The organism is Micromonospora sp. NPDC023644 (genome assembly GCF_040640115.1).
Classification (GTDB): Bacteria; Actinomycetota; Actinomycetes; order Mycobacteriales; family Micromonosporaceae; genus Micromonospora.
Window position 1 is genome coordinate 42,795 of sequence record NZ_JBFABA010000019.1, and the last position, 23,620, is coordinate 66,414.

Genomic DNA, 23,620 nt, shown 5'->3' on the forward strand with positions numbered 1-23,620 from the left:
GGACGACCCCAGCCGTTCCCCGACCGGTGAGGCGAGCAGATGTCGACCCGTTCCTGGCAACTCCGCCCCGCCGTGCAGGCGACCCGGATCGACGGCGGGCTGCACCTACGGTCCTGGGACACCAGCCTCACCCTGGACGACGCGCCACAGCTGTGGCGGCTCTGGCAACTGCTCACCCGGCGCCTCGCGTCCGGCCGGGCCACAGACGACCTGCGCGACCTGTCGCCACGCCCGCCCGTCGCCCTCGCCCTGCACCGGCTGGCCGACCTGCTCCGGGAACACGACCTGCTGGTCCGGGTGCCGGAGCACTGGGCCAGCACCGGGCATCCCCATGCCCCCGCCGACGCCTGCGGACCGGCCCCGGTGCCTCCCCCCGCCGTCGCCACCTGGCTGGCCTCGGTCGCCACCGACCCCGCCGCGTCCTGGAACGGCATCGGCCGGGAATCGGTGACCGTCACGGGAGCGGGCCCCGCTGCCACCGCCGCGATCGAGGCGTTGACCGCCGCCGGAGCCCGGGTCCGGCGGGCCGCGACCCACACCGACCCACCGCGCGACGCCGGGCACGTCATTCTCGCCGCCGGCGACGGGCGTGCCGTGGTGACCGGGGCCAGCGCCACGGTCGGCTACGTCACCCCCGTCGGCCCGGGCACGCATCTGCGGGCCCAGGTCGGCCTGATCGCCGAGCGGCTCGGACTTGGCAGCGCGGCGACGGCCCCTGGCGACCCGGTTTCCGTGGTGGCCGGCGCCTGCGCCGCGCACCGGCTCCTCGGCGCGCTCGCCGAGCTGACCGACCCGGCCGCGCCGACGGCGCTCGTCGTGCGGAACGACCCGCTGCGCGCCACCGCCCACCATTGGCCGCCCGGCGTACGGTCACCGGCGGTCGACGCCCCCGACCGGCGGGACAACACCGTCCACGCGGGCCTACCCACCTCCCTCACGGACCCGGAACTCGGTGTGTTGCCGCCGGTGGAGCTCGACGACCTGCCACAACTGCCGGTGGGACTGGCCCGGTGCCGGGTCGGCGGTGTTCCCGGCCCGGCCGGTGGGACGCTCGTCACCGGGCACGGTCCGGACACCGCCACGGCGAGGTTGCACGCCACGCTGGCAGCGGTGGAACTGCTCAGCGTGTCGGCCGGAGGGGCCGTCGTGCTGGCCTGCGGGGTGGACCGCAGCCATGCCGAGGGAGTGCTGCTGCGCCGCCTCGCCCGCCGGTCGGTGGCCTCGGCCGGCGTCACGTCAGGCAAGGCTGTCCCACCGTCGGCGTTCGACGCGCCGGCAGCCCGCCGCTGGTGGCGTACGCTGACCCGCCGCCTCGGCGTCCCGGCGACCGTTCACGTCCGCCGGCTCGCCCCCGGGGCGCAGCTGGCCGTCGTGCACGGCCCGGGCCCGACCGACCCCGATGGGTGGATGGAACTCGGCTGGGCGATCGAGGCCACGGCCCACGACGCGGTCGCCTTCGCCGCCCTCGCCGCGGTCGCCACGGTCCGCTGGCGTGCCCACCAGCCCGGTCCGCCGTACTCGCACGGCCCCTGCGGAGCGTCGCCACGGGTGAGCCGCTCGGCCGCGCCCATGCCCGACGGGTCCGAACGGGAGGCCACCCTCCGGCGATCACTGCGGACCCTCGTCGGCGCCCCTGCGGAGCCGATCGTGGTGGCGCCGCCGGCTCCGCTGGCCGCCGCCCTGCGTACGGTCGGAATGGTCGTCCTGCGGGCCGGCGATGACCGGTGACCCTCGGTTGCCCGGGGACGATCGGGACGCTCCCCGGCAGCCGGACCCCGACCTGGCCGGCCAGCTCGCCGAGGCGCTGAGGGGGGCGGGGTCGCCGTACCCGGTGCTGACCGAGGACGACGGGTGGGCCGGCTCCGGCCCGGCGGTGGTGGTGTCGACCCGGTGGAGTCCGGCGCTGCTGAGCCGGCTGGTCGACCGGGGCACCGGGGCCGGCGGCACCGTCCTGCCCGTCCGGTTCGACGGCGGTACGGCGCTGGTGGGTCCGCTGGTCGGTGCCGACAGCGCCACCTGCCTGCGCTGCCTCGAGATCGCCAGGCTGGCGGCGCCGGGCGGCCGGACACCGCACGGTGATCCCGAGCTACGGCTCGGCGGTCTGCCGGCCCCGGCCCTGCTGCCCGTGCTCGCCGCGGTGGTCCGGTCGGCGTTGGCCGAGCCGCAGTCCGCCGCCGCGCGGCTCTGGGTCGTCCGGCCGGACGGGAGCGTGTCCGTCCATCCGGTGGCGCCGGTGGGGGTTCGCTGCGAAGGATGCCTCAGCCGGCAGCCGCCTGCGCCACCTGGGACGCCGCTTGCCGGCAGCGGTCAGCCGCCGGCCGACCCGGTGCGGCTGCGCCGGCCGAACCCGGCGACCGACCTGGCGGGACTTCGCCGGGCGCTGCTGGAGCCACGGCTGGGCCACGTCGTTCAGCTGCACCGGCACGAGGGGTACGGGCTACCGGTCACCACGGCGGTGGTCGCCGGTCCGGCGGTCACCGTGGCGGGCTTCGGCCGGGCGGCGACCGCCGCGGAGGCTGACCGGTTGGCGCTCTTCGAAGCGGTGGAACGGCTGGCCGGGTACGCCCCCCACGGGCCAGCCGCCCGGCACTGGGCGTCCTTCGCGGAGCTGGGACCGGAGCGCGCCGTCGATCCCGCGGCCCTCGGTCTGCCCGACCTGCCCAGCGCTCACCACACCGCGTACGCCCCCGACGTGCCGACGTGGTGGGTGCCGGGGTGGTCGCCGAGTCGGGCGACGTCCGTGGCGGTGCCGGAACACGCGGCGTACTGGGGTGACCTCGGGCAGCGCCCGTCGGTGACCTTCCTGTCGGAGTCCTCCAACGGCTGCGGTCTCGGCAACAGTCTGGAGGAGGCGGCCCTGCACGGCCTGTTCGAGGTGATCGAACGGGACGCCTTCCTGATGGCCTGGTACGCCCGTACCCCGCTGGTGGAGGTCGCGCTCCCCGACGAACTCGACCTGGTCGGGCACCTCGCCGACGATCTGGATCTGCTCGACTACGACCTACGGTTGTTCGACGCGACCACCGACCTGGCCGTGCCGGCGGTCGTCGCGCTGGCGCAGCACCGGGTGCCGGACAAGGCGGCGCCGACGGCGTTCTTCGCGGCCGGCGCCCACCTGGATCCCCTCTCGGCGATCCACTCCGCCGTGGTGGAGCTGGTCGTCAACGTCCACGAGGTGCGCGGTGCGTGGCAGGGGGATCCGACGCGGGCGGACCGCGACCGGCTACTGCCGATGCTCGACGATGCCGCGTTGGTCCGCCAGATGGACGACCACATGATGCTGCACTGCCTGCCCGAGGCACGGCCGCGCTACGAGTTCCTGCTCGGGACCGGGCGGACCCGGGCCTGGCGGGAGGTGTGGCCGGGGCTGCCCCGCCCCGTCGAGGACCTCGCGGCCCTGTTCGGCGCGCTCTGCGCGGACCTGCACCACCGGGCCGGGGTGGAACCGATCGTCGTCGACCAGAGCATCCCCGAGCTGCGGCAGGCCCTCGGGTTGCATGCTGCCAAGGTCGTCGTCCCCGGCACCCTGCCGATGACGTTCGGTCACCTGAACCGGCGGACGCGGGGGCTGCCCCGGCTGCTGACCGTGCCGGCGGAGCTGGGCCGCCTGCCCGGACGGCCCCGCTACGAGGACCTGGCGCTGCATCCGCATCCCTTCCCGTGACCGTCCCGTCCCGGGCCCGACCGGGGGGTGGTCGGCCCGACGTGCGGGCCCGACCGCCAGGGGTCACCCGACGGGCCGACCGACCGGGAGCAGGTAGGCGAGAACCTCGTCGACCCCGTCGAGGAGGAGCAGTTCGTGGGCGATGTCGTCGTAGAACCCACCGACCATGCCCAGCCCGAGTCCCGTCGCCGCCGCCGTGAGAGCCAGGTTCTGGGCCAGGTGACCCGCCTCGAGCAGGCCGAAGCGCAGCGCCCGGAGGCCGTAGGTGGCCCGCAGCACGGGCAGGTCGACGTAGACCCCGAGCAGCGCCGGCAGCGCCGACAGATCGATCCGTTCCTGGCTGGCCGGGGTGTCCGTCGGCTGCGTGGCCGGGCCGGCCCTGAACCACATCGACGCGGTGGCCAGCTCGGCGTCGGTGGGCATTGGGCCGGTGGGGAGCAGGAGCCGGGACTCGGCGTCCACGTCGTACTGGTGGGCCGGGATGCCGGCCACGTCCCGGGCCAGCACGCGTAGCCGGACCGCGTACTTGGCGCCGGCGCTCGGGTAGGGCCGGCGGACCCCGGGTCTGCCGGCCCGATCACTCGCCCCGCTGGCGGTCCACAGCAGAGTGGCCAGGTGCGCGGCGTCCATCGGGCCGCAGAGCGGCCCGCGTCCGCTGGCCCGCGCGGTGAGCGCGTCGCCGAGCGCGGCCGTCACGGGCGCGGCGGGAGGAAGGGCCAGGGGCGGACCGGACCGTCGCCGGTCGCCGTGCCGCGTCCGGCCCGACGTCCGCGGCTGCTGCCACTCGATTCGGCCCGGGGCGTAGCTGCTGGCCGCCAGGTAACGCCGGTCGGGGCTGTCGGTGCCGTCGGCGAAGAAGTCGGTGGGGCCGTCCGGCGCCAGCAGGGCGGCGGCGAGGAAGTGGTAGAGGGAGCGCTCCTCGTCGGGCAGGATGCCCAACCGGTTGAGCAGCATGTGCAGTTGGGACGCCCACACCCCGGCCCACTGGTCGCCGCCGCCGGCAGAGCTCTCCAGCTGGGCGCGGGCGGCGCGCACCTGGGCGGCCCACCGGTCCCGGATCCGGGAGCCGTCCGCCGCGGAGGCGGTGATCTCGTGCCAGCGCCGTACCACCGAGCGGGCCTGCGTGGTGGCTGCGGCGAGCGCCGGCCCCTGCACGTTGCCCGGGGTCAGCGTGGTGCTCTCCGGGTGCCAGCGCCAGGCGGTCGCGCTGCGGCGCAGCCATCGGGCCGCGGCGAGCATGTCCAGGTCGAGGGCGATCAGGGTGGCGAGGGCCAGGTCGGTGGCCGCCACCATCCGCTGGCCGGGTCCCGGGGTACGCGCGACCACCTCGGCGGCGATCCGGCTGGAGGTGCCGAACACCGTCTCCGCCACCGGCAGCGCGGCCGGGCCGCCATACCGCTCGGTCTCCGGCTCGTAGTCGACCTGCCGGGCCTCTGCGTGCCCCGGCCACCCCGGACGGCTGGCGGTGCTGAGGTCGAGCAGCGGATGGTCGGCGGCCCGGGCCGCGGCCACCAACTGCTCCTGCCACCGGCGGTGCTCGTGCGCCTCGGCGCCCCGGGCCCGCACCCTCAGGTGTGGACCGTCGTCGAAGTAGCGGATGAAGAACCAGTCGGTGATCGTCCCGTCCCGACGCAGTCCCTCCATGAGCGGTGTGAGTGTGCTGGTGATGAAGTCGTCGACGTGTTCCGCACTCCAGTGCAGATAGCAGTGCAGGCTGTGGAAGGAGCCCCGCCCGGGGTGGACGGGGGCGGCGGTCACGGGCATGGGAACTCCTCCGGACAGGGCACGGACACCACGGCCGTCACCGGGTCACCTCCGACGCGCGCGGGTGCTCGCGCATCGCGTCCTGCCAGGTCACTCCGGTGAGCCGCTGAATGGCCTCGCTGAACAGGTAGGCGGCGAGGTAGCGCTCGGAGGGGGTGATGTCGCAGATCGCCAGGAGCAGGTACAGCACGTTGGTGCCGAACCGGTACGGGCCGAAGTCGTTGCGGACCGCCGCCCTGGACAGGAAGTCCATCCGGTTGAGCCCGCGGTGGTAGGGGCTGAACTCGGTCCGCAGGGCGACATCCCACTGCCGCTCGGTGGCGGGGTCGCCCAGGGCGCGGGCCCGGCGGGCGTACTGGTCGCCGGGTACCACGGGTATGTCACCTCGGTCATGGGCCGCCCGGGTGATCCGCCACGCGACCTCCTCCCAGCTTCGCCAGGCTTCGGCAACCGGGGTGTGGCCGGTCCGGTCCGGCGCCACCAGTCGCCTGACCTCCTCGACGATCCGGTCGCTCTGCCGTTGCCAGGTCGCGTGGAAGCCGGCCCGGATCCGCCCGTCGGTATCCCGCAGGTGCAGAAAGTCCTCCAGGTGGGACAGGAAGGAGTTGTAGCCGGCGCCGTAGCCGGCCGGGTACGCGGCCGCGTGCACCGCCATGGCGGTGAGGGCGAGCCGGACCCGCCGGGCGGAGGTGTTGCCGTGCGCCACCAGGTCGGCGGCGGTGGCGGCGACCGGGTCGAGGCCGGCGCGCAGCAGTTCCGCGCGGCAGGCCACGGCGGCGTCGGATCCGAGCAGCTCACGGACGTGCCCGTCGGCCTGCGGGCCGACCAGGACGGTGTTGTCGGCCATGATCGGCTCGTAGGGGCCGGGCACCAGTTCGGCCCGGCCCGCCGCGACACAGCGGCGCAGCAGCTCGGCATCGTCGACGTCGCCCCGGGAGGGGTGGGCGGCCAGGTACGCGCGCAGCGCGGCGGCGAGATCGTCGGCGGCCACGCGTACGGCGGGCTCCGGTCCGGCCACCCGGATCCGCAGGTGCGGCCCGTGCAGCCAGTGCCGTTCGACGTGCAGCCGCAGCTGCGGACCACTCAGCCTGGCGACGGCGGGAAGGACCGCGTGGTGCAGCAGCGGGACCTTCTCCGGCTCGTGGTAGTAGCAGACGACGTCGGCGGCCGTCGACCGGTGGTCACTCATCGGTGCCTGCACGGTACAGCTCGATCACGACCTCCGTCGCCGGCTGCCCGGGACGGGGGGCGGGCAGTGCCTCCTCCAGGACGACACCGTCCGGGTAGCGGGCCAGGGTCCGGGACAGGCAACGCAGGTGCAGCGGGCTTGCGAGGTCGACGTACTGGGAACGGGGCTGCTCCAGGTAGGACATGAACGCCGCCAACCCCTTCGCGCCCTCGACGGCGGCGGCGCCGACGAAGACGTGCTCGGGCAGGCCGAGCAGGTGTCGCCAGCGCACGGCGGTACGTCCCACCTCGGCGGGCCGGGCGTCCAGCTCGGCCCGCCAGGCGGCGACGATGTCCGCGGAGAGCCGCCAGGCCGCCCGGGAGAGGACCACCTCCCGGTACCGCAACCGGGGCCGGCACCAGACCGGGCCGACCGGGGTGCGGCAGATCTGTCGGGCCGCCATGGCCCCGCCCAGTCCGACCGATCCCGTGCCCAGGTCGGTGAGCATGCTGGTCAGGCGCTCCGGCAGCACCAGCGGCACCAGGAACCCGAGATAGAGCACATCCAACGGTTCACCGGTGGCGGTGACCACCAGGCGGACCTGATCGGTGGCGACGTCGTGGACCAGGTGCAGGTCGTCCGGGACCAGGGTTCCGTGGCGGCGGTCGTCGGCGATCTCGTCGCCGACGAGCAGCGGATGCAGGTTGCCATTGAACCCGTTGACTGGGCGGAGCTGGGCCACCCGGGCGCCGAGGTGGCGCCGGAGCTGGGCGGCGACGGCCGTCCCGGCCTCCGGGGGGAGCTGCCGCAGGAAGCGGCTGGTGAACCGGCCCCAGCCGCCGTACACGTGATTGACACAGAACGACGCGCCGTCGTGGCAGGACTGTCCGAAGACCGCGTACGAGCCGGGTCGGCTGGTGAGCCAACGGGACAGCCTGGGGGCGACGGCGTCGGGCAGCCCGTCGGGGACGGCCAGGTTCCCGTCGTCGTCGGTCGTGACGGCGGCCACCAGGTCGGCCCGGAGCCGGGCCAGTTCGCGCAGCTCGTCACCGGGGGCGAGGTCGAGCGTCGGGTCCAGGGCGCCGTCGGCGCCGACCAGGTGCGCCGCCTGCCAGATCGCACCGTACTCCTCGGCGAACTCCGTCGGCGACTCGCAGCGGCCGCCCACGCCGTAGCGGGCGACGAAGCGGTCCCGGGCCAGGCGGCGGATCACCGCGTGCTGGTCGAAGACTTCGAAGAGCGGGGCCAGCGCGGCGAGGGTGCCCCGGTGGTCCCGGCCGTGGGCCCGGCCCAGGCCCACCGGGCGGACCAGGGTCACGTCCTCGGTGACGGGTTGCGGACGACCCGTGCGGTCCGCGCCGAGCAGGGCGAAGGCCGCGTCCCACCGGGAGCGTAGCCCGGCCAGGGCCGCCGGCCGTTCGGTCGCGCCGAGACCGGCGAACGCGGTGGTCCTGGCATCGATCTCCCGCAGCAACACGGCCACGTCGGCCAGGCCGATCCCGGCCAGCCAGTCGGCGACCGCGGCGAGGCCGTCGACGGCCTGCGGGTCCACCGGGTACGCGGGGCGGAGCACGCCCTGTTCGACGAGCGCGTGCAGGTACGCCCGGGCCGCCGCGGACGCCTGCGACGCCGGAAGGGGCAGCCGGGTGGCCAGTTCCGTCGCGAGCTGGTGCGGCGTCGCCACCCCGCCGGGCTCCAGCAGATTCAGCAGGTGCCGCAGCGCCCGGGTCAGCGGCAGCGTCAGCGCCTCCTCCCGTTGCACCCCGGGTGGCGCGTCGGGGGCCTGTGTCTGCCGACGCAGTCGGATCGCCGCCCCGTCCACCCGCAGGCCGGGTGCCAGCGTGTGGGGCAGATCGCCGCGACGGTCGGGGTGCCGGAGCACAGCGTGCACGAGAGCGGACAGAGTGGCCCGGTCGGCGTTGGCGACCGCCACCACCTCCGGGGAACCGGTCGGGTCCGGCATCGGCCGGTCCCAGCGGCCCCAGCCCACCCGGGTGAACCAGGACAGCGGCACGGTCCTGGTGGCCGCGCGCAGCGCGTACCGGAGCACGGTGGCCTCCGACTTGCGCGCCCGGTCGTCGGGTGCCGGGCCCTGCTCGGCCGCCCGGCGCAGCGCCCGCAGCAGGTCCACGCTGGTCAGCGCGACGGCCCGGGACAGCTCCTCGGCGCGGCACAGCTCGGCCAGGGCGACCCGGTCGGCGGCGAGCGCCGGCGCGAGAAGGGCGTCGAGTTCCGCGGTGTGCCGGTCGATGTCGTCGCGGAGGCCGAGCCAGGACGCCAGGCCGGGCAGGTGGTCTGTCCAGCCCTCCAGCCGGGTACGCGACGCCGCCGACGGGCTGCGCCCGTTGTGCACGTCGCGGCGCAGGGCCAGCAGCGCCCGACGCTGGTCGGAATCGGCCCGGACGACCTGCTCGTGCAGCACGTCGGCGAGCGCCGCGGCGATTCGCTCGGCGCGTGCGGTCAGCTCGAGCAGGCGGGCGGCGACGCCCCGGAACTCCTCGGTCACGGCCGACGGTTCCGGGAGGGCGACACCGGCGACCCGCACTATCGCGTACGGCGCCACGGTGACCTCGGGCGCTCGGGTGACGGGCCCGACCCGGCGTACGCCCAGCGCCGGCGTCCCGCCGACCGTGGTCCCGATCATCCTCTCTCCTCTCCCCCGTGACCGCTTCCTGGTGGAGGACGGTGACGGCGTGACTGCCGACATTCGCAGCCGTGTCCGTGGGAGGCGTCCGCACAACTACCGGTCCGGTTACGTACTCGGTGGCAGGCGCCGGCTGCGTAGCCGGTTGCGTACTTCTCCGGATGGTGCCGGGGCGGCGGGAGGGAGGTGTGCGGGGCGTCGACACGGTCTCCATCGACGATGGGTTCGGCCTGGCTGACCTCGACGTGCACGACTCGGCGGCCCCGCCGGAGTCCTGCGGACTGCCGCCTGGAACCGCGGCTTCACCGGCCTCGACCAGCTCCGGACGGCGGCGGGCACGCTCGTCGCCCGGCTGAAAACAACGGCCCGCCGTCTTTCTACCCCAGCGCTTGATCGACGGCAATCCTTCCTCCGCCGGGAAACTACACCTGGACCGATCAACTCGAGATCTGGCCGGATCGAAGAGTGCGGTGAGCTGTTGACTACGAAGCGTCCGCCTTGTGTACTCGACATCCCCAAAGAGGATCTTCCCCCTAAGGATCCGTAATGCCAGGTAAACGGCCTTCTCTGATCACACTGTGGTTGCGGTTCCGCACCCACAGCCAGCGGCCGTCCCGCGACACCGTCCGATGACGCCCGCCCCGGCCGACCGGCTCGTACCAGCTCGACCGAAGTCCGGTCGGATGACCGGTCACCCGCTGCCCCGGACGGAATTCGCCGCACTCCGTCGTCAGCTCGACGACCTGCACGCGGGAACCGGCGCAGCCGTCGCCCTCGCCGGAGAACCGGGAATCGGCAAGACCACGTTGATCTCCGCCCTCGCGGCGCAGGGCAGGACGCACACCCTCACGGTGGTCGCCGCCACCGGCCGGACGGGCACCGGCCCGCCCGTCGTGGTGGGAGCGGAACCCACCCTTGTCCTGCTCGACGACGTGCACCTGCTCGACACGGCGCACCGGGACCAGATGCAGCAGCTGATCGAACTGACCACCACCGCGCCGGTGCTGCTGGCCCTCGCCTATCGGGACCGACAATTGTCCCGTGGAGCGGCGGCGGTGCTGTCCCGGGCGGCCGCACGCGGCCAGCTCACCCAGCACCGACTCGGTCCACTGGACCTCGGCCAGACCCGCGAGCTGCTCGGTGACCGGCCGGACCTGACCCGGCTGCACGCCGAAAGTGACGGCAACCCGCTCTACCTGCAACTGCTGGCCGCCGCAGACGCGGAGGCCATGACCGACGCCCACCTGATCCTGCTCGGCGAGCTGGCCGAACTCGCCGACCGCGAACTGCGGGTCGCCCAGGCGGCCGCCGTGCTGCGTACCCCCGGTTCGGCGGACCTGCTCGCCGCGGTGGCCGGACTGGACGTCACGGAGACACTGTCTGCCCTGGACACCCTCACCGAGCTGGACCTGATGCGCCCGGTGCAGCTGCTGCCGCGCTTCGCGTTCCGGCACGACGTCGTCCGTCGTTTCGTCTACGCACGGATCGGCCCCAGCCAACGCCTCGCCGCCCACCGGCGCGTGGAGGCCGAACTGCTGGCTCGCGGCGCTCCGGTCTCCCAGCGCGCCCACCACATCGCCCGGGCCCTCGACACGGGCCGTCCTGAGCAGTTGCCCGTCCTGATCGACGCGGCGCGGAGCACCATGCACGACGCACCGGCCGATGCGCTGGAGTGGTTGGAGGCCGCGCTGCAACTGCTGCCCGAGGGCGACGACCGCTGGTACGAGGCGCAGGTGCTGGCCCTGCGGGCCCAGTTGCTGCGCGGCGGTCGATGCGACGTGCAGCAACTGGTGCACACCCTCCTACCCCGGGTGATCCGCATGCCTGGCCGGGACTTCTCCTCGACCATGGCAGTCGCCGTCCGGGTACGCCGGATCCAGGGCCGGCACGCCGAGGCGTCGGTCCTGATCCGGGAAGGGCTGGCCGCGCTGCACGACACCCATCCCTCCACTCCCTGTACGGCCGTGGCCATGCACACGGAACTGGCGGCACTCGCCCTCGACCGGCTCGATCAGGAAGCCGCCCGCCTGAACGCCCACGAGGCCGCCACCATCGCCCGGCAGCACGGAGACCGGCTCGGGGAGGCGGCCGCCGTCGCCCAGACCGCGATGGCGCACCTGCTCGCCGCCGACAGCGACGCCGCGGACCGGGCCGCCGACGTCGCGGCCGATCTGGTGGACACCACGCCGGACAGCAGCGTCGTCACCAACCTGCCAGCCCTCTACCTGGTGGGCTCGACGGAGGAGGCCCTGCACCGGTTCACCGAGGCGCATCGGCACCTGTCCCGGGGTGCCGAGGAGGCCCGCCGAACCGGACAATGGTTCATCCTTCCCGCCATCCTGACCTCGCTCGGGGCGGTGGAGTTGCAACGTGGACTACTCGACCGGGCCGGCCGCACCCTGGAGGAAGCTGCGGGACTGCTCGAACCGGAAGGCACGTCGACGGCCTGGGCCACGGTCGCCGCGCTTCTCGCGCTCGTACGGTACTGGCAGGACTTCGACCGAGAGGCCGCCGCGGTGATCGCCCTGGGCGATCAGGCCCTCGCCCTGATCCGGGACCAGGGGCCGGCCGAGGGTGTGATCGTGCGCTGCCTCTTGGCGGACCTACTGATCAAGGTGGCGGAGCCGGAACGCGGGCGTCGGCTGATGCTCGACGCTCTCGGCGGCCCGGAGATGCCACGGATCGCCCCGCCGAACCGGTCCCGGTGGTACGAGGCGCTGTCCATGGCCGCGCTCCGGATGGGTGACAAGCGTGACGCGAGCCGGTGGGTCGACCTGGCCGAGGCCTCGGTGCGCGACCTCTCCGTCAGCCGTCAGGGCTTTCTGATGCGCGCCCGCATGCGGCTGTACGCCGCACGCGGGGAAACCGGCCCGGCGCTGGCCGCCGCGGAGCAGGCAGTCGAGTGCTTCGCCGGTCGGGGACTGGACCTGGACCTGTGCCGGACGATGGCGGCGGCGGGAACCGTACTGGTCGACGCCGGCCGCACCGACGATGCCCGCGCCTGGCTCGGACGGGCCGCCGCGCTCGCCGAACAGTGCGGTTCGGCCCGTCTGGTCGATCGGGTTCGCCGGCAGCGGAGCCGTCTGGTCCCGAACGCGTCAACCAGGGGTAGCGACCCGCTGGCCGTGCTGACCGAGCGTGAACGGCAGATCGCCGATCTGGTGAGCCGCGGTATGACCAGCGTGGAGGCCGCACACGGGCTCTTCCTGAGCGTCCGTACGGTCGACACCCACCTGGGCCGGATCTACCGCAAGCTCGGTGTGTCGAACCGGGCGAGCCTGGCCCGGGCGGTGCTCCGGTCGCACACGACGACGCCGGCCGGGGAACCTCGGTGAGGTGAGCGGAACGTCGTCGCCGCCGCATCGACGATCGAGGACTCGCGACCCGTCGCGTGTAGGCCACTGTTATCGCTAACGTCACGGTTCGTTGGAGCATCCGGAAACACATCGCCATCGGCGCGACCTCAGCCACCCGGGTGTGGCAGCGAAACCGAGCGATCCGACACGCCCCCCGCGCCGCCCCGCAGGGACCACCGGCAGCGATGCGCTCAGGTGCTTCACCGTCGCCACGGTGCCGGGTGCCGCGCCTCAGCGCACTACCAAAGTCTTGCGCGAGCCCGAGGCCGACGCTATGTTATCGATAACATCGAAGTCTACCCATTGCCTTGCCGCTGACGGATCGGTGAAGCGCCGCCGGCCCGACCGTGCTCGTGGGGACCGCACACGATGCGCTTCCACGGCAGACGAGACGCCTGGCGCGCGCTTCGCCCAGTACAGCCGGCGCGGCCACCGTCACCGGCCTCGTCGTCGCACCAGGGGCGGCCACAGCTGCCATCCACACCGCCGGATGCCTGCTGGCGCACCAACTCGTTGAGCACACCCTCCAGTGTCGCCGACCGGCAGGAGCGGGTTGCCGGACGCCGCCGCGAGGAGCCGAGGGGGCAGGCGGCAGGACGCCACCTTCCGGACCAGTTCGTGAGGATCCCGCTGCCGCGCGAGCCCACCACCCCGCCACCACCACCAACGGAGGCCGACATGCCCGCCCCCTTCGTCAACCGTCGTACCCTGCTGAAGGCAGCCGGCGGAGCCGCTGTCGCGAGCGCCGCTGGCCCCGCCCTCGCCGGTGCCGCCGGTGCCGCCCTGCCCCCGGCCCGCGCCGACATAGGTGTCTCCGCCTACGCGTTCGAGCCGGGCCAGGTCAGGCTGACCGGGAGCCGTTGGCAGGACAACCAGAACCGCACCCTGAACTATCTGCGCTTCGTGGATGTCAACCGGTTGCTCTACAACTTCCGCGCCAACCACCGGCTCTCCACCGCCGGTGCCACGCCCAACGGGGGGTGGGACGCGCCGACGTTCCCCTTCCGCACCCACATGCAGGGGCACCTCCTGACCGCCTGGGCCCAGGCCTGGGCGGTCCTCGGGGACACCACCTGCCGGGACAAGGCCAACCAGATGGTGGCCGAGCTGGCGAAGTGCCAGGCCAACAACGCCGCCGCCGGCTTCAATACCGGCTACCTGTCCGGCTTTCCCGAGTCGGACTTCACCGCGCTCGAGGCACGGACGCTGAGCAACGGCAACGTGCCGTACTACTGCATCCACAAGACGCTCGCCGGGCTGCTCGACGTCTGGCGCCTCATCGGCAACACCCAGGCCCGCGACGTGTTGCTGGCGCTCGCCGGATGGGTCGACTGGCGCACCGGCCGGCTCACCGCCAGCCAGATGCAGGCCATGCTGGGCACCGAGTTCGGCGGCATGAACGCCGTCCTGACCGACCTGTACCAGCAGACCGGCACCGCCCGTTGGCTGACGGCCGCCCAGCGCTTCGACCACAACGCCGTGTTCAATCCGCTCGCCGCCAATTCCGACCAGCTCAACGGGCTGCACGCGAACACGCAGGTACCCAAGTGGATCGGCGCCGTCCGCGAGTACAAGGCCACCGGCACCACCCGCTACCGGGACATCGCCAGCAACGCATGGAACATCACCGTCAACGCGCACACCTACGTGATAGGCGGGAACAGCCAGGCCGAACACTTCCGGGCACCGAACGCCATCGCCGGATACCTGCGCGCGGACACCTGCGAGGCCTGCAACACGTACAACATGCTCAAGCTGACCCGGGAGCTGTGGCTGCTCGATCCGGACCGGGCGGCCTACTTCGACTTCTACGAGCGTGCGCTGCTCAACCACATGATCGGCCAACAGAACCCGGCCGACAGCCACGGGCACGTCACCTACTTCACCCCGCTCAACCCGGGCGGCCGTCGCGGCGTCGGCCCGGCGTGGGGTGGCGGCACCTGGAGCACCGACTACAACTCGTTCTGGTGCTGTCAGGGCACCGGCGTGGAGACCAACACGACGCTGATGGACTCGATCTACTTCCACAACGACACCACGCTGACCGTGAACCTGTTCATGCCATCGGTCCTCACCTGGACACAGCGGGCGATCACGGTCACGCAGACGACGTCATACCCGGTCTCCGACACCACCACCCTGACCGTCACCGGATCGGTCGGCGGTTCGTGGACGATGCGGATCCGGATCCCGGGCTGGACGAGCGGTGCCACCGTCAGTGTCAACGGCACGCCGCAGAACGTCACCGCGACGCCGGGCAGCTACGCCAACCTCACCCGATCCTGGGCCTCCGGCGACACGGTCACGGTCCGACTGCCGATGCGCGTCGTGATGGTTGCCGCCAACGACAACGCGGCGGTCCAGGCGGTCACCTACGGCCCGGTGGTGCTCTCCGGAAACTACGGCAACACCGCCCTGAGCGACCTGCCCTCGCTGACCAGCGGCTCGATCACCCGCACCAGCAGCAGCGCGCTGGCCTTCACCGCAGTCGCCAACGGCGTCACCGTCAACCTCGGGCCGTTCTACGACGCCCACGGGCACAACTACACGGTGTACTGGCGAGCTGGCGGGACGGCCGACGGCACCGTCGCGAGCTTCCGGCTGGCCAACACGGCCAGCGGTCTCGTGCTCGGCATCCGCAACATGTCCACGGCCGACGGCGGGCTCGCCATCCAGTGGGGTGACAACGGCACGGCGGACCACGACTGGCAGCTGCTGGTCGACGGCTCGGCGATCCGACTCCGCAACGTCAACAGCGGCAAGGTTCTCGGGGTGGAGAACATGTCCACCGCCGACAACGCGCGCATCCTCCAGTGGGCCGACAACGGCACGGCCGACCACACCTGGTCGGTCGTCGACGTGGGCGACGGTACGCACAAGCTGCGCAACACGCACACCGGCAAGCTCCTCGCCATCATCGATGGCTCCGTCAGCCAGGGTGCCCAGGCGGTGCAGGACCAGGACAACGGCACGCTGGACAACCAGTGGCGGTTCCTGCCCAACGGCGCCCGCCGGATCCAGAACCTCGCCAGTGGCCTCGTCCTCGGCGTGCAGAACATGTCCACCGCCGACGGCGGCCTCGTCATCCAATGGGGCGACAGCGGCACCGCCGACCACCTGTGGACCGCGATCGTCGACACCGCCGGGTACCTGCGCCTACGAAACTCGCACAGCGGCAAGGTGCTCGCCGTGGAGGGTGGTTCCGCCGCGGCCGGCGCCCGGATCGTGCAGTGGGCCGACAACGGCGCAACCGACCACCGGTGGCGGCTGCGCTACGGCGGTAGCGCCTACTTCCGTATCCAATGCGCCAACGGCGGCCGGGTCCTCGGTGTCAGCGGCGGCTCCGGCAGCCAGGGCGCGCAGGTCGTGCTCGGCAACGACAGCGGGTCGGCCGACCAGCGCTGGCGGTTCATCTAGAAGCGGCAGGGAACAGGCCATTCGCGCGCTTCCCGAGCGGGACGCGCGCGAATGGCCTGTTCCAGAGGTACGCGGGGGTCGCGACGTGGTCAGGCGCCGATCGCGATCGCGAAGATGTGCATGGTGGGCAAGCCGGATGCCGGCCGGGCGCTGATGTTGGGCAACTCGACCCGTACCACCTGCTTGTTCCGCAGTGCCACGCCCACGTAGTAGACGCAGGCCGGCGTGGTGACGCGCTGGTTGCCGGGCCGGTTCTGGTAGGCGACGATGGCGGCGGTGGCGGCGGTGCCACCGGCGTGTGGTCCGCCGTACCAGTCCGGCGTGCTCAGCGTGAACGTCTGGCGGGTGCCGTCGGCGTAGATCGCCGCGGCGGTCCCGGAGACGGCACCGTAGGTGCCGGTGGCGAGGAAGCCGAGGGTACGGCCGGTGCCGGTCAGGCTGATGGACTGCCCCGAGGCGATGGCGTTGTCGGCGACGCCGGGGCTTACGTCGGGCCAGCGGAAGTTGACGCCGTTCCGGCTCACCGTGCTGCCCGGGGTGACGCCGGCCTGGGCCAGGGCCTGCGCGGGAGGTACGCCGGATGCTGGAACCGGTGGCGACCGGCGTCGCGGCGTTGCGGATGACCGACACGCAGCTCGACGAACTCGGTCGGATCCTGGAGGACATGCGGTCGGCGGCTGACGACGCCGAGAAGCTGATCCAGTTCGACACTGCCTTCCACCACACCGTCATCGCGAGCACCGGCAACGAGACCCTCACGTCGCTGCTGGACGGGCTGTCCGGCCGCACGGTGCGGGCCCGGGTCTGGCGTGGGTCGATCGAGGGTCACGCGGCACACACGACGCTCGACGAGCACCGCGCGATCTACCTCGCGCTGCGTTCGCGCGACCAACTGCTCGCCCAGGCCAGCGCGCTGATGCATGTCAACACCTCCGAAGCGTGGCTGCGTACGGTGCTCGCCGCCACCGCGGCGGACGCGTGACGTCCGGACCGACGGCGTCACGGAACATCAGGCGGGTCGGGCCAGGTGTGGCGACGCTCCAACGAGCCGGGGTCGGTGACGACGACGAAGTGCCGCTCGCCCGCCACGACCAGCGCCGGCACCGGAGACAGGTCGTGTCCGGCGCGGCGGAAGGGTCGGACGGCCGGAAGGGAGTGGCGGGGCCCGCTGGTCGTCGGCGTCGGCCAGCGGGCCCCGGGTGGGAGCGGTACGGCGCTGCTCCGCTCCCACCCGCGCAGGTGCGATCACCACAGGGTGGTGTGCCCCTACGTACTCGGGGTCCCGACCGACCTCACGGTGTCGCCAGGGTGAATCGGCGCACCGTCACCGTGCCGCCCGACGACTGCGTGGCGTAGTTGAAGATGCCGAACCGGTATCCCATGAAGAACTGCCAGGCGTTGTTGAGGGTCAGGGCGTTGCCGAGCGGGAGGAAGGTGACGCCGTCGGTGCTGTACGAGAACCTGGCCTGCCGCCCCGGGCCGGGCCGGATGTCGGCGTTGGCCCGCAACCAGATCCGCCCGCCGGACACCGGGGCGCCGGCGATCTCGGTTCCTTTGCCGGTGGTGTTCCAGTTGTCGGTGCCCATGGTCAGGCCGTTGGTCATGACCACGCGGGTGGCCCCGTTGTCCCGTGTGACGCCGATCCACGCCGAGGTGTCGCGCAGCATCGCCAGTCCGGCCCGGTCGCCGTCGCGCATGGCGGAGTAGTCCAGTTCGATGGTGCCCGTCGAGGTCGGGCCCTGGATCCGGTGGGTCAGCGTGTTGCGCGCGCGGTAGAGGTCGTCGGTCACCGACGCGGTCTGCAGACGCAGCCCGTTGTTCACCGACCACCGGCTGTCGTCCGGGTTGTGGTTCCACTCGTACTGGACGCCGAGGGTGGTGCCGGTGAAGGTGTCGGTGCCGGTGAGCGGCTTGACCGGGCGCGACGGCAGCGGGTTGGGGTAGTTGACGCCCCAGGAGCCGTTGACCGTCTGCACCTGCGGCCAGCCGTCGCTGGTCCAGGTGATGGGCGCCAGCGTCGGCATCCGGCCGCCCGGGTAGGCGTCGGTGAACGCCATGTAGTACCAGGCGCCGTTCGGGGTCTGCACGAGCCCGCCCTGGTGCGGCACACCGCCGCCGGAGATCGGGCCCGCCATGTCGAGCAGCACCTGTCGCTGCTCGTACGGGCCGAACGGGCCGCTGGTCGACTTCAGCACGTACTGGCCGTTCGCGGGGCGGGTGAGCCAGATGTAGTAGGCGCCGTTGCGCTTGTAGAAGCGCGCCCCCTCCAGCGTGCCGATGTTCGACGGCGTCTGGTACACCTGCTGGGCCCGCACCTGGGTACGCCCGTCGGCCGACAACTGCGCCACACTGATCGTGCCGTTGCCGTACGCGACGTACATGGTGTCGTTGTCGTCGATCAGCATCCCGGCGTCGTAGTAGCAGTGGGGGATGGTGGTGTGCCGGCTCCACGTGCCGTCGACGGCGGAGGCGGTGTAGATGTGTGTCTGGGCGAAGTCGACGCAGCCGGCCCAGTAGAAGGTCCGGTTGCTCGGCCGGTAGTTCAGCGTGGAGGCCCAGATGCCGTCGACGTACCCGTGGCTGCCGCCTGCCATGTCGTACTTCGCGCCGAAGTCCAGCCGGGGCACCGAGTGCCCGGCGAACTCCCAGTTCACCAGGTCCCACGACCGCAGCACGGGGGCGCCGGGCGAGTAGTGCATGGTGGAGGCGGACATGTAGTAGACGTCGCCGACCCGGATGATGTCGACGTCGGCGAAGTCCTGCCAGACGACCGGGTTGGTGAAGGAGCCACCGGGGTTTGCGCCGTCGCCGACGCGGACCAGCTGCCACTGCTGGTGGCTGCCGTTGAAATCGTCGTACTGCACGACGTTGCCACCGTCGGCGGTCGAGGCGTTCTGCACCTCCACCACCTTGTTCGAGTTCCGGTTGACCAACCGCACGTACCCACCCGCCGAATCCGCCAGCCGGAACTGCTGGTTGGTCCCGTTGTGATCAGCCCACTGCACCACGCTCGCACCATTGGCCGTGGAAGCCCCGGAGACGTCCAGCACCTTGCCCGAATGCCGCGACCTCAACCGGTAGTAGCCGCCACCGGAGTCGACGAACTGCCACTGCTGCCAGTTCCCGTCGTTACGCGACCACTGCGCGATCCGCGCACCATCGCCCGTGGCCATGTTGTACAGGTCCAACACCCTGCCACTGTTGCGATTCACCAACACGTACCACGCATTCGTGTCCACCGTCGCCGCCGACACCGGCGACGGAGACACCGCGACGAGCGCGCCGCCCACCAGCACCGCCACCACGGCCGCGGCGATGCGGGACAACCACCCACGCCGCCCCGACACAGCCCAGGTAAGACCACCGTTGGTAGACATGATCCTCCTTCAGGAGACAACCAGGAGCCGGAGTCGGTCGGTCGAGCCGTCGTCAGGCAGCAGACGACCACCAGGTCCGATCCGCGGCGCGTCGTGATCGTTGACAGGTCGGTGCGCCCCTGCCCAGGAGGCGCAGCCCGGACGACCCGCTAGGGAAATGATCTTCGGTCTGGCGGGCCGAGCCGGCCACCGATCCGACCCATCGACTGTGAGCGATAACACGCTGCCAGTCAAGGCGTAACCTCGGGCAGAGCCGCCGCTCCCCGGGGCGGCCGGCACGCGCCTCGATCCGGCACCCGCGATCACACTGATGGTGATCTGCGGAGAAGCCCTCTCAGCCCATCATCGCGGGCAATCCACCCGCACTCCCCAAGGACATCGTCTGTTGCCAATTTACACGAATCGATGTGAGCGATAACATCGCTGCAATCGTCCCATCATCCGCGAACGGCAGCGCGGCTGGAGCCGCCGGGCTGGCGACAGCGGGGCGACCGACGCGACCAGGGCACCGTCGCCTCGGCTCCGCGCGTGGCCGGGCGGCCTCTCACACAGCAACCTGCCGCGAGTACGGACGGGCGCAACCGTCCCCGCCGTACCGATCAGTCACGGCACCGGCTACCGACCGCCGACGCCGGAGCTCCCGAGGAGGAACAACGTGTACAGACGCAGGAGATGGATGACCGCTGTCCTGGGCGTCCTGGCGGTGACGGCCGCGACCGCCTTCGCCGGTGGTGTCGTCGCGCCGCAGCCGGCGCAGGCGCTGAACAACGGAGCCGCCCGCACCCCGCCGATGGGCTGGAACACCTGGAACACCTTCGGCTGCTCCATCAACGAAACGCTCATCCGCCAGATGGCCGACTCGATCGTGACCAACGGCCTGCGGGACCTCGGGTACAAGTACGTCGTCGTCGACGACTGCTGGTTCAACCCCAACCGGGACGCGCAGGGCAATCTGCAGGCCCACCCCGAGCGGTTCCCGAGCGGGATGAAGGCGCTCGGGGACTACCTGCACGCGCGGGGTCTGCTGTTCGGCCTCTACCAGGCTCCGCTGGATCAGACCTGCGCCCAGTACTTCGACGCCTTCCCCGGCTCCACCGGCAGCCTCGGCCACGAGTACCAGGACGCCCGGCAGTTCGCCGCCTGGGGCGTCGACTACCTGAAGTACGACTGGTGTTCGCCGACCGGGACCATCAACGACCAGGTCGCCCGGTTCGGCATCATGCGCGACGCGCTGGCCGCCACCGGCCGGCCGATCGTCTACAGCATCAACCCGAACAGCATCCACGAGAAGACCGGGCCGCAGCGCAACTGGAGCGACGTGGCGAACCTCTGGCGCACCACCGAGGACATCACCAACGCGTGGAACACCGGCCAGACCAACGGCTACCCGATGGGCATCCAGAACATCGTCGACGTCAACGTGCCGCTGGCCGGCTACGCCGCACCGGGCGGGTTCAACGACCCGGACATGCTGGAGGTCGGCAACGGCGGCATGAACGACACGGAGATGCGTAGCCACTTCGCGCTCTGGTCGGTCATGGCGGCGCCGCTCATGATGGGCAACGACCTGCGCTCGGCGAACGCGGCGACGTTGGCGATCCTGAAGAACCAGAACCTGGCCGCCATCAACCAGGATCCGCTCGGTCTCCAAGCGGTCCAGGTCTCCCACGACGGCACCCGGCGGATCCTGGCCAAGCGGCTGACCAACGGCGACGTCGCCGTCGCCCTGTTCAACCAGGGCAGCTCCACCACGACGATCGCCACCACCGCGGCGGCGATCGGCAAGACCGGCAGCTCGTTCACCCTGCGCGACGCGTGGACCAACAGCACCTCCACCACCACCGGGAGCATCTCCGCGAGCGTCCCGGCACACGGCACCGTGGTGTTCCGGGTCAGCGGCGGCGGCACCACCGACCCGCCGCCCCCGACCACGTTCCGGCTGCGCAGCGAGTCGGCAGGGCGCTGCCTCGACGTCGACAACGCCAACACCGCCAACGGCACCGGCACCCTGATCTGGGACTGCCACGGCAACGCCAACCAGCAGATCAGCCAGGACGGCCAGACGCTGCGGATCCTCGGCAAGTGCCTGGACGTCCCGACCAGCGCGGCCAACGGCACCCGGGTGCAGATCTGGGACTGCAACGGCGGCACCAACCAGCAGTGGACGTTGAACAGCAACGGCACGGTCAGCAATGTCCGCTTTTCGTCGCTCTGCCTCGACGTCAACAACGGCGGCACGGCCAATGGCACGGCGGTGATCCTCTGGTCCTGCCACGGTAACGCGAACCAGCGGTGGAGCCGGGTGTGACCGCCGGCCGCTGACCTGAGGCCGGCCGGGTGGACGGCACGTCCACCCGGCCGGCTCGCCGACCAGTGGAAACCGCTCGACAATCTGGGGGTACATCGTGCAATCACGAGCTCCGCTCCGGGCCCGTCGGGGATTCCGACGCGTGGTCGCCGCAATCGCGAGCCTCGCCTGCGCAGTCGCGGTGCTGCCGGGTACGGCGCGCGCCGACAATCCGATCGTGCAGAACATCTACACCGCTGACCCGGCGCCGATGGTGCACAACGGCCGGGTGTACGTCTACACCGGGCATGACGAGGACGGCTCCACCTACTTCACGATGCGCGAGTGGCGGGTGTACTCGTCCGCCGACATGGTGAACTGGACGGATCATGGCGTTCCCATGAGCCTGGCGACCTTCGCCTGGGCGGACGCCAACGCCTGGGCCGGCCAGGTCGTCGCCCGCAACGGGAAGTTCTACTGGTACGTGCCCGTACGCCAGCGCTCGAACGGGCAGATGGTCATCGGGGTCGGGGTGGCGGACAGCCCCACCGGTCCCTTCCGGGACGCGCTCGGTCGACCACTCGTCGGCAACGGTGAGATCGACCCGCACGCCTTCATCGACGACGACGGCCAGGCGTACCTGTACTGGGGCAACCCGAACCTGTGGTACGTGCGGCTCAACCCCGACATGATCTCGTTCTCGGGCGGGGCGACCCAGATCCCGCTCAGCACCGCCGGGTACGGCACCCGCACCGGCAACCCCAGCCGGCCGACCCTCTACGAGGAGGGCCCCTGGGTCTACAAACGGAACGGGCTCTACTACAACGTCTTCGCGGCGGAGTGCTGCTCCGAGTTCATCGCCTACTCGACCGCGCCCGGCCCCACGGGACCCTGGACGTACCGCGGGGCCATCATGCCCCGACAGGGCAGCAGCTTCACCAACCACGCCGGTGTCATCGACTTCGACGGCGGGTCGTACTTCTTCTACCACAACGGCGCGCTGCCCGGCGGCGGCGGCTACACCCGCTCCGTCGCGGTGGAGCGGTTCACCTACAACTCCAACGGCACCTTTCCCACGATCAACATGACCACCGCGGGCCCTCCTCAGGTCGGCACGCTGAACCCGTACGTCCGGCAGGAGGCCGAGACGATCGCCTGGGGCTCCGGCATCGAGACCGAACCGTCCAGCGAGGGCGGCATGAACGTCGGCTGGATCGACAACGGCGACACCATCAAGGTCAAGGGGGTCGCCTTCGGCGCCGGTGCCACGTCCTTCACCGCGCGGGTCGCCTCCGGCACGAGCGGAGGTCGCATCGAGGTGCGGTTGGACAGTGCGAGCGGCCCGCTCGTCGGCACCTGCACCGTGGGTGGCACCGGCGGCTGGCAGAACTGGACGAACACCACGTGCGGCGTGAGCGGAGCCACCGGTACGCACGACCTTTACCTGCGCTTCGCCGGCGGCAGCGGCAACCTGTTCAACGTGAACTGGTGGCAGTTCGGCGGCGGCGCCTCGCCGTCGTACCGGATCACCAACCGCAACAGTGGGCAGGTCGTCGACGTCCAGCAGCCCAACCTCGACAACCTCGCCGTGATCGGTCAGTGGACCGGCAACGGCTCGACCTGGCAACAGTGGCGCTTCCTCGACGCCGGCAACGGGGCGGTGCGGCTGCAGAGCGTCAACAGCGGCAAGTGCGTCGACGTCCTGAACGCCTCGGTGGCCGACGGCGCCCGGATCGTCCAGTACACCTGCCACGAGGGCCTGAACCAGGCGTTCACCTGGCGATCGACCGGCAGCGGCTACCACGAACTGGTGAACGTCAACAGCAACAAGTGCCTGGGCGTGGTCGGCGGCTCCACCGCTCTCGGCGCCGCGCTCGAGCAGCGTACGTGCACCTCGGCGACCAGCATGCAGTGGTCGCGCGCCTGAGCGGACCGACGGTGGG

At 71.9% G+C, this 23,620-nt stretch carries 12 protein-coding genes; 7 read left to right on the plus strand and 5 right to left on the minus strand.

The genetic code is table 11. The annotated features are described in order from the left end of the window. The first annotated feature begins 39 nt into the window (after nt 1–39). The gene (locus tag AB0G08_RS16495; protein ID WP_358088136.1) at nt 40–1,728 is read left to right on the plus strand and encodes a hypothetical protein; all 1,689 of its coding nucleotides are present in this window, start codon (nt 40–42) and stop codon (nt 1,726–1,728) included. Nucleotides 1,729–1,735: 7 nt separating this feature from the next. Next, entirely contained in the window at nt 1,736–3,664 is a 1,929-nt protein-coding gene (locus AB0G08_RS16500) for a TOMM precursor leader peptide-binding protein (RefSeq protein WP_358088139.1), read from the plus strand. A 63-nt stretch (nt 3,665–3,727) separates the two neighbouring features. Here AB0G08_RS16500 and AB0G08_RS16505 read toward each other — a convergent pair whose 3' ends face one another. The 3 genes from AB0G08_RS16505 to AB0G08_RS16515 are packed head-to-tail and all read right to left on the minus strand — an operon-like array spanning nt 3,728 to nt 9,240. Then, the gene (locus AB0G08_RS16505; protein ID WP_358088142.1) at nt 3,728–5,428 is read right to left on the minus strand and encodes a thiopeptide-type bacteriocin biosynthesis protein; all 1,701 of its coding nucleotides are present in this window, start codon (nt 5,426–5,428) and stop codon (nt 3,728–3,730) included. Between the two features lie 37 nt (nt 5,429–5,465). Continuing rightward, nucleotides 5,466–6,617, minus strand: a complete 1,152-nt coding sequence (locus AB0G08_RS16510; RefSeq protein ID WP_358088145.1) for a lantibiotic dehydratase C-terminal domain-containing protein — start codon at nt 6,615–6,617, stop codon at nt 5,466–5,468. Further along, nucleotides 6,610–9,240 (minus strand): lantibiotic dehydratase, encoded by a 2,631-nt coding sequence (locus AB0G08_RS16515; RefSeq protein ID WP_358088148.1) that lies wholly within the window; start codon nt 9,238–9,240, stop codon nt 6,610–6,612. Before AB0G08_RS16515 ends, AB0G08_RS16510 begins: the two co-directional genes overlap by 8 nt. Nucleotides 9,241–9,923: 683 nt before the next feature. Here AB0G08_RS16515 and AB0G08_RS16520 point away from each other — a divergent pair. Continuing rightward, on the plus strand, nt 9,924–12,575 hold the full coding sequence (locus AB0G08_RS16520; RefSeq protein WP_358088151.1) for a LuxR C-terminal-related transcriptional regulator: 2,652 nt from the start codon (nt 9,924–9,926) through the stop codon (nt 12,573–12,575). A gap of 699 nt (nt 12,576–13,274) precedes the next feature. Next, entirely contained in the window at nt 13,275–16,013 is a 2,739-nt protein-coding gene (locus AB0G08_RS16525) for a beta-L-arabinofuranosidase domain-containing protein (RefSeq protein WP_358088154.1), read from the plus strand. Nucleotides 16,014–16,102: 89 nt separating this feature from the next. On the opposite strand, the gene AB0G08_RS16530 is transcribed toward AB0G08_RS16525, so the two are convergent. Next, complete coding sequence (locus tag AB0G08_RS16530; RefSeq protein WP_358088157.1) at nt 16,103–16,537, minus strand: hypothetical protein; 435 nt, start codon at nt 16,535–16,537, stop codon at nt 16,103–16,105. Nucleotides 16,538–16,593: 56 nt separating this feature from the next. Here AB0G08_RS16530 and AB0G08_RS16535 point away from each other — a divergent pair, with 56 nt between their 5' ends. Beyond that, the gene (locus AB0G08_RS16535; protein ID WP_358088160.1) at nt 16,594–16,995 is read left to right on the plus strand and encodes an FCD domain-containing protein; all 402 of its coding nucleotides are present in this window, start codon (nt 16,594–16,596) and stop codon (nt 16,993–16,995) included. Nucleotides 16,996–17,305: 310 nt separating this feature from the next. Here the strand turns inward: AB0G08_RS16535 and AB0G08_RS16540 are convergent, their stop codons facing one another. After that, nucleotides 17,306–19,390, minus strand: a complete 2,085-nt coding sequence (locus AB0G08_RS16540; RefSeq protein ID WP_358088163.1) for an RICIN domain-containing protein — start codon at nt 19,388–19,390, stop codon at nt 17,306–17,308. A gap of 676 nt (nt 19,391–20,066) precedes the next feature. Between AB0G08_RS16540 and AB0G08_RS16545 the strand changes: the two genes are divergently transcribed. Next, on the plus strand, nt 20,067–21,698 hold the full coding sequence (locus AB0G08_RS16545; RefSeq protein WP_358088166.1) for a ricin-type beta-trefoil lectin domain protein: 1,632 nt from the start codon (nt 20,067–20,069) through the stop codon (nt 21,696–21,698). Between the two features lie 142 nt (nt 21,699–21,840). Next, nucleotides 21,841–23,604 (plus strand): family 43 glycosylhydrolase, encoded by a 1,764-nt coding sequence (locus AB0G08_RS16550; RefSeq protein WP_358088169.1) that lies wholly within the window; start codon nt 21,841–21,843, stop codon nt 23,602–23,604. Nucleotides 23,605–23,620: the final 16 nt, after the last annotated feature.

Excerpts from the sequence above, each read along its gene's own strand:
- AB0G08_RS16495 (WP_358088136.1), top strand. The coding sequence starts at position 40 with ATGTCGACCCGTTCCTGGCAACTCCGCCCCGCCGTGCAGGCGACCCGG.
- AB0G08_RS16505 (WP_358088142.1), bottom strand. The coding sequence starts at position 5,428 with ATGCCCGTGACCGCCGCCCCCGTCCACCCCGGGCGGGGCTCCTTCCAC.
- AB0G08_RS16510 (WP_358088145.1), bottom strand. The coding sequence starts at position 6,617 with ATGAGTGACCACCGGTCGACGGCCGCCGACGTCGTCTGCTACTACCAC.
- AB0G08_RS16515 (WP_358088148.1), bottom strand. The coding sequence starts at position 9,240 with ATGATCGGGACCACGGTCGGCGGGACGCCGGCGCTGGGCGTACGCCGG.
- AB0G08_RS16520 (WP_358088151.1), top strand. The coding sequence starts at position 9,924 with ATGACCGGTCACCCGCTGCCCCGGACGGAATTCGCCGCACTCCGTCGT.
- AB0G08_RS16525 (WP_358088154.1), top strand. The coding sequence starts at position 13,275 with ATGCCCGCCCCCTTCGTCAACCGTCGTACCCTGCTGAAGGCAGCCGGC.
- AB0G08_RS16535 (WP_358088160.1), top strand. The coding sequence starts at position 16,594 with ATGCTGGAACCGGTGGCGACCGGCGTCGCGGCGTTGCGGATGACCGAC.
- AB0G08_RS16540 (WP_358088163.1), bottom strand. The coding sequence starts at position 19,390 with ATGTCTACCAACGGTGGTCTTACCTGGGCTGTGTCGGGGCGGCGTGGG.
- AB0G08_RS16545 (WP_358088166.1), top strand. The coding sequence starts at position 20,067 with ATGACCGCTGTCCTGGGCGTCCTGGCGGTGACGGCCGCGACCGCCTTC.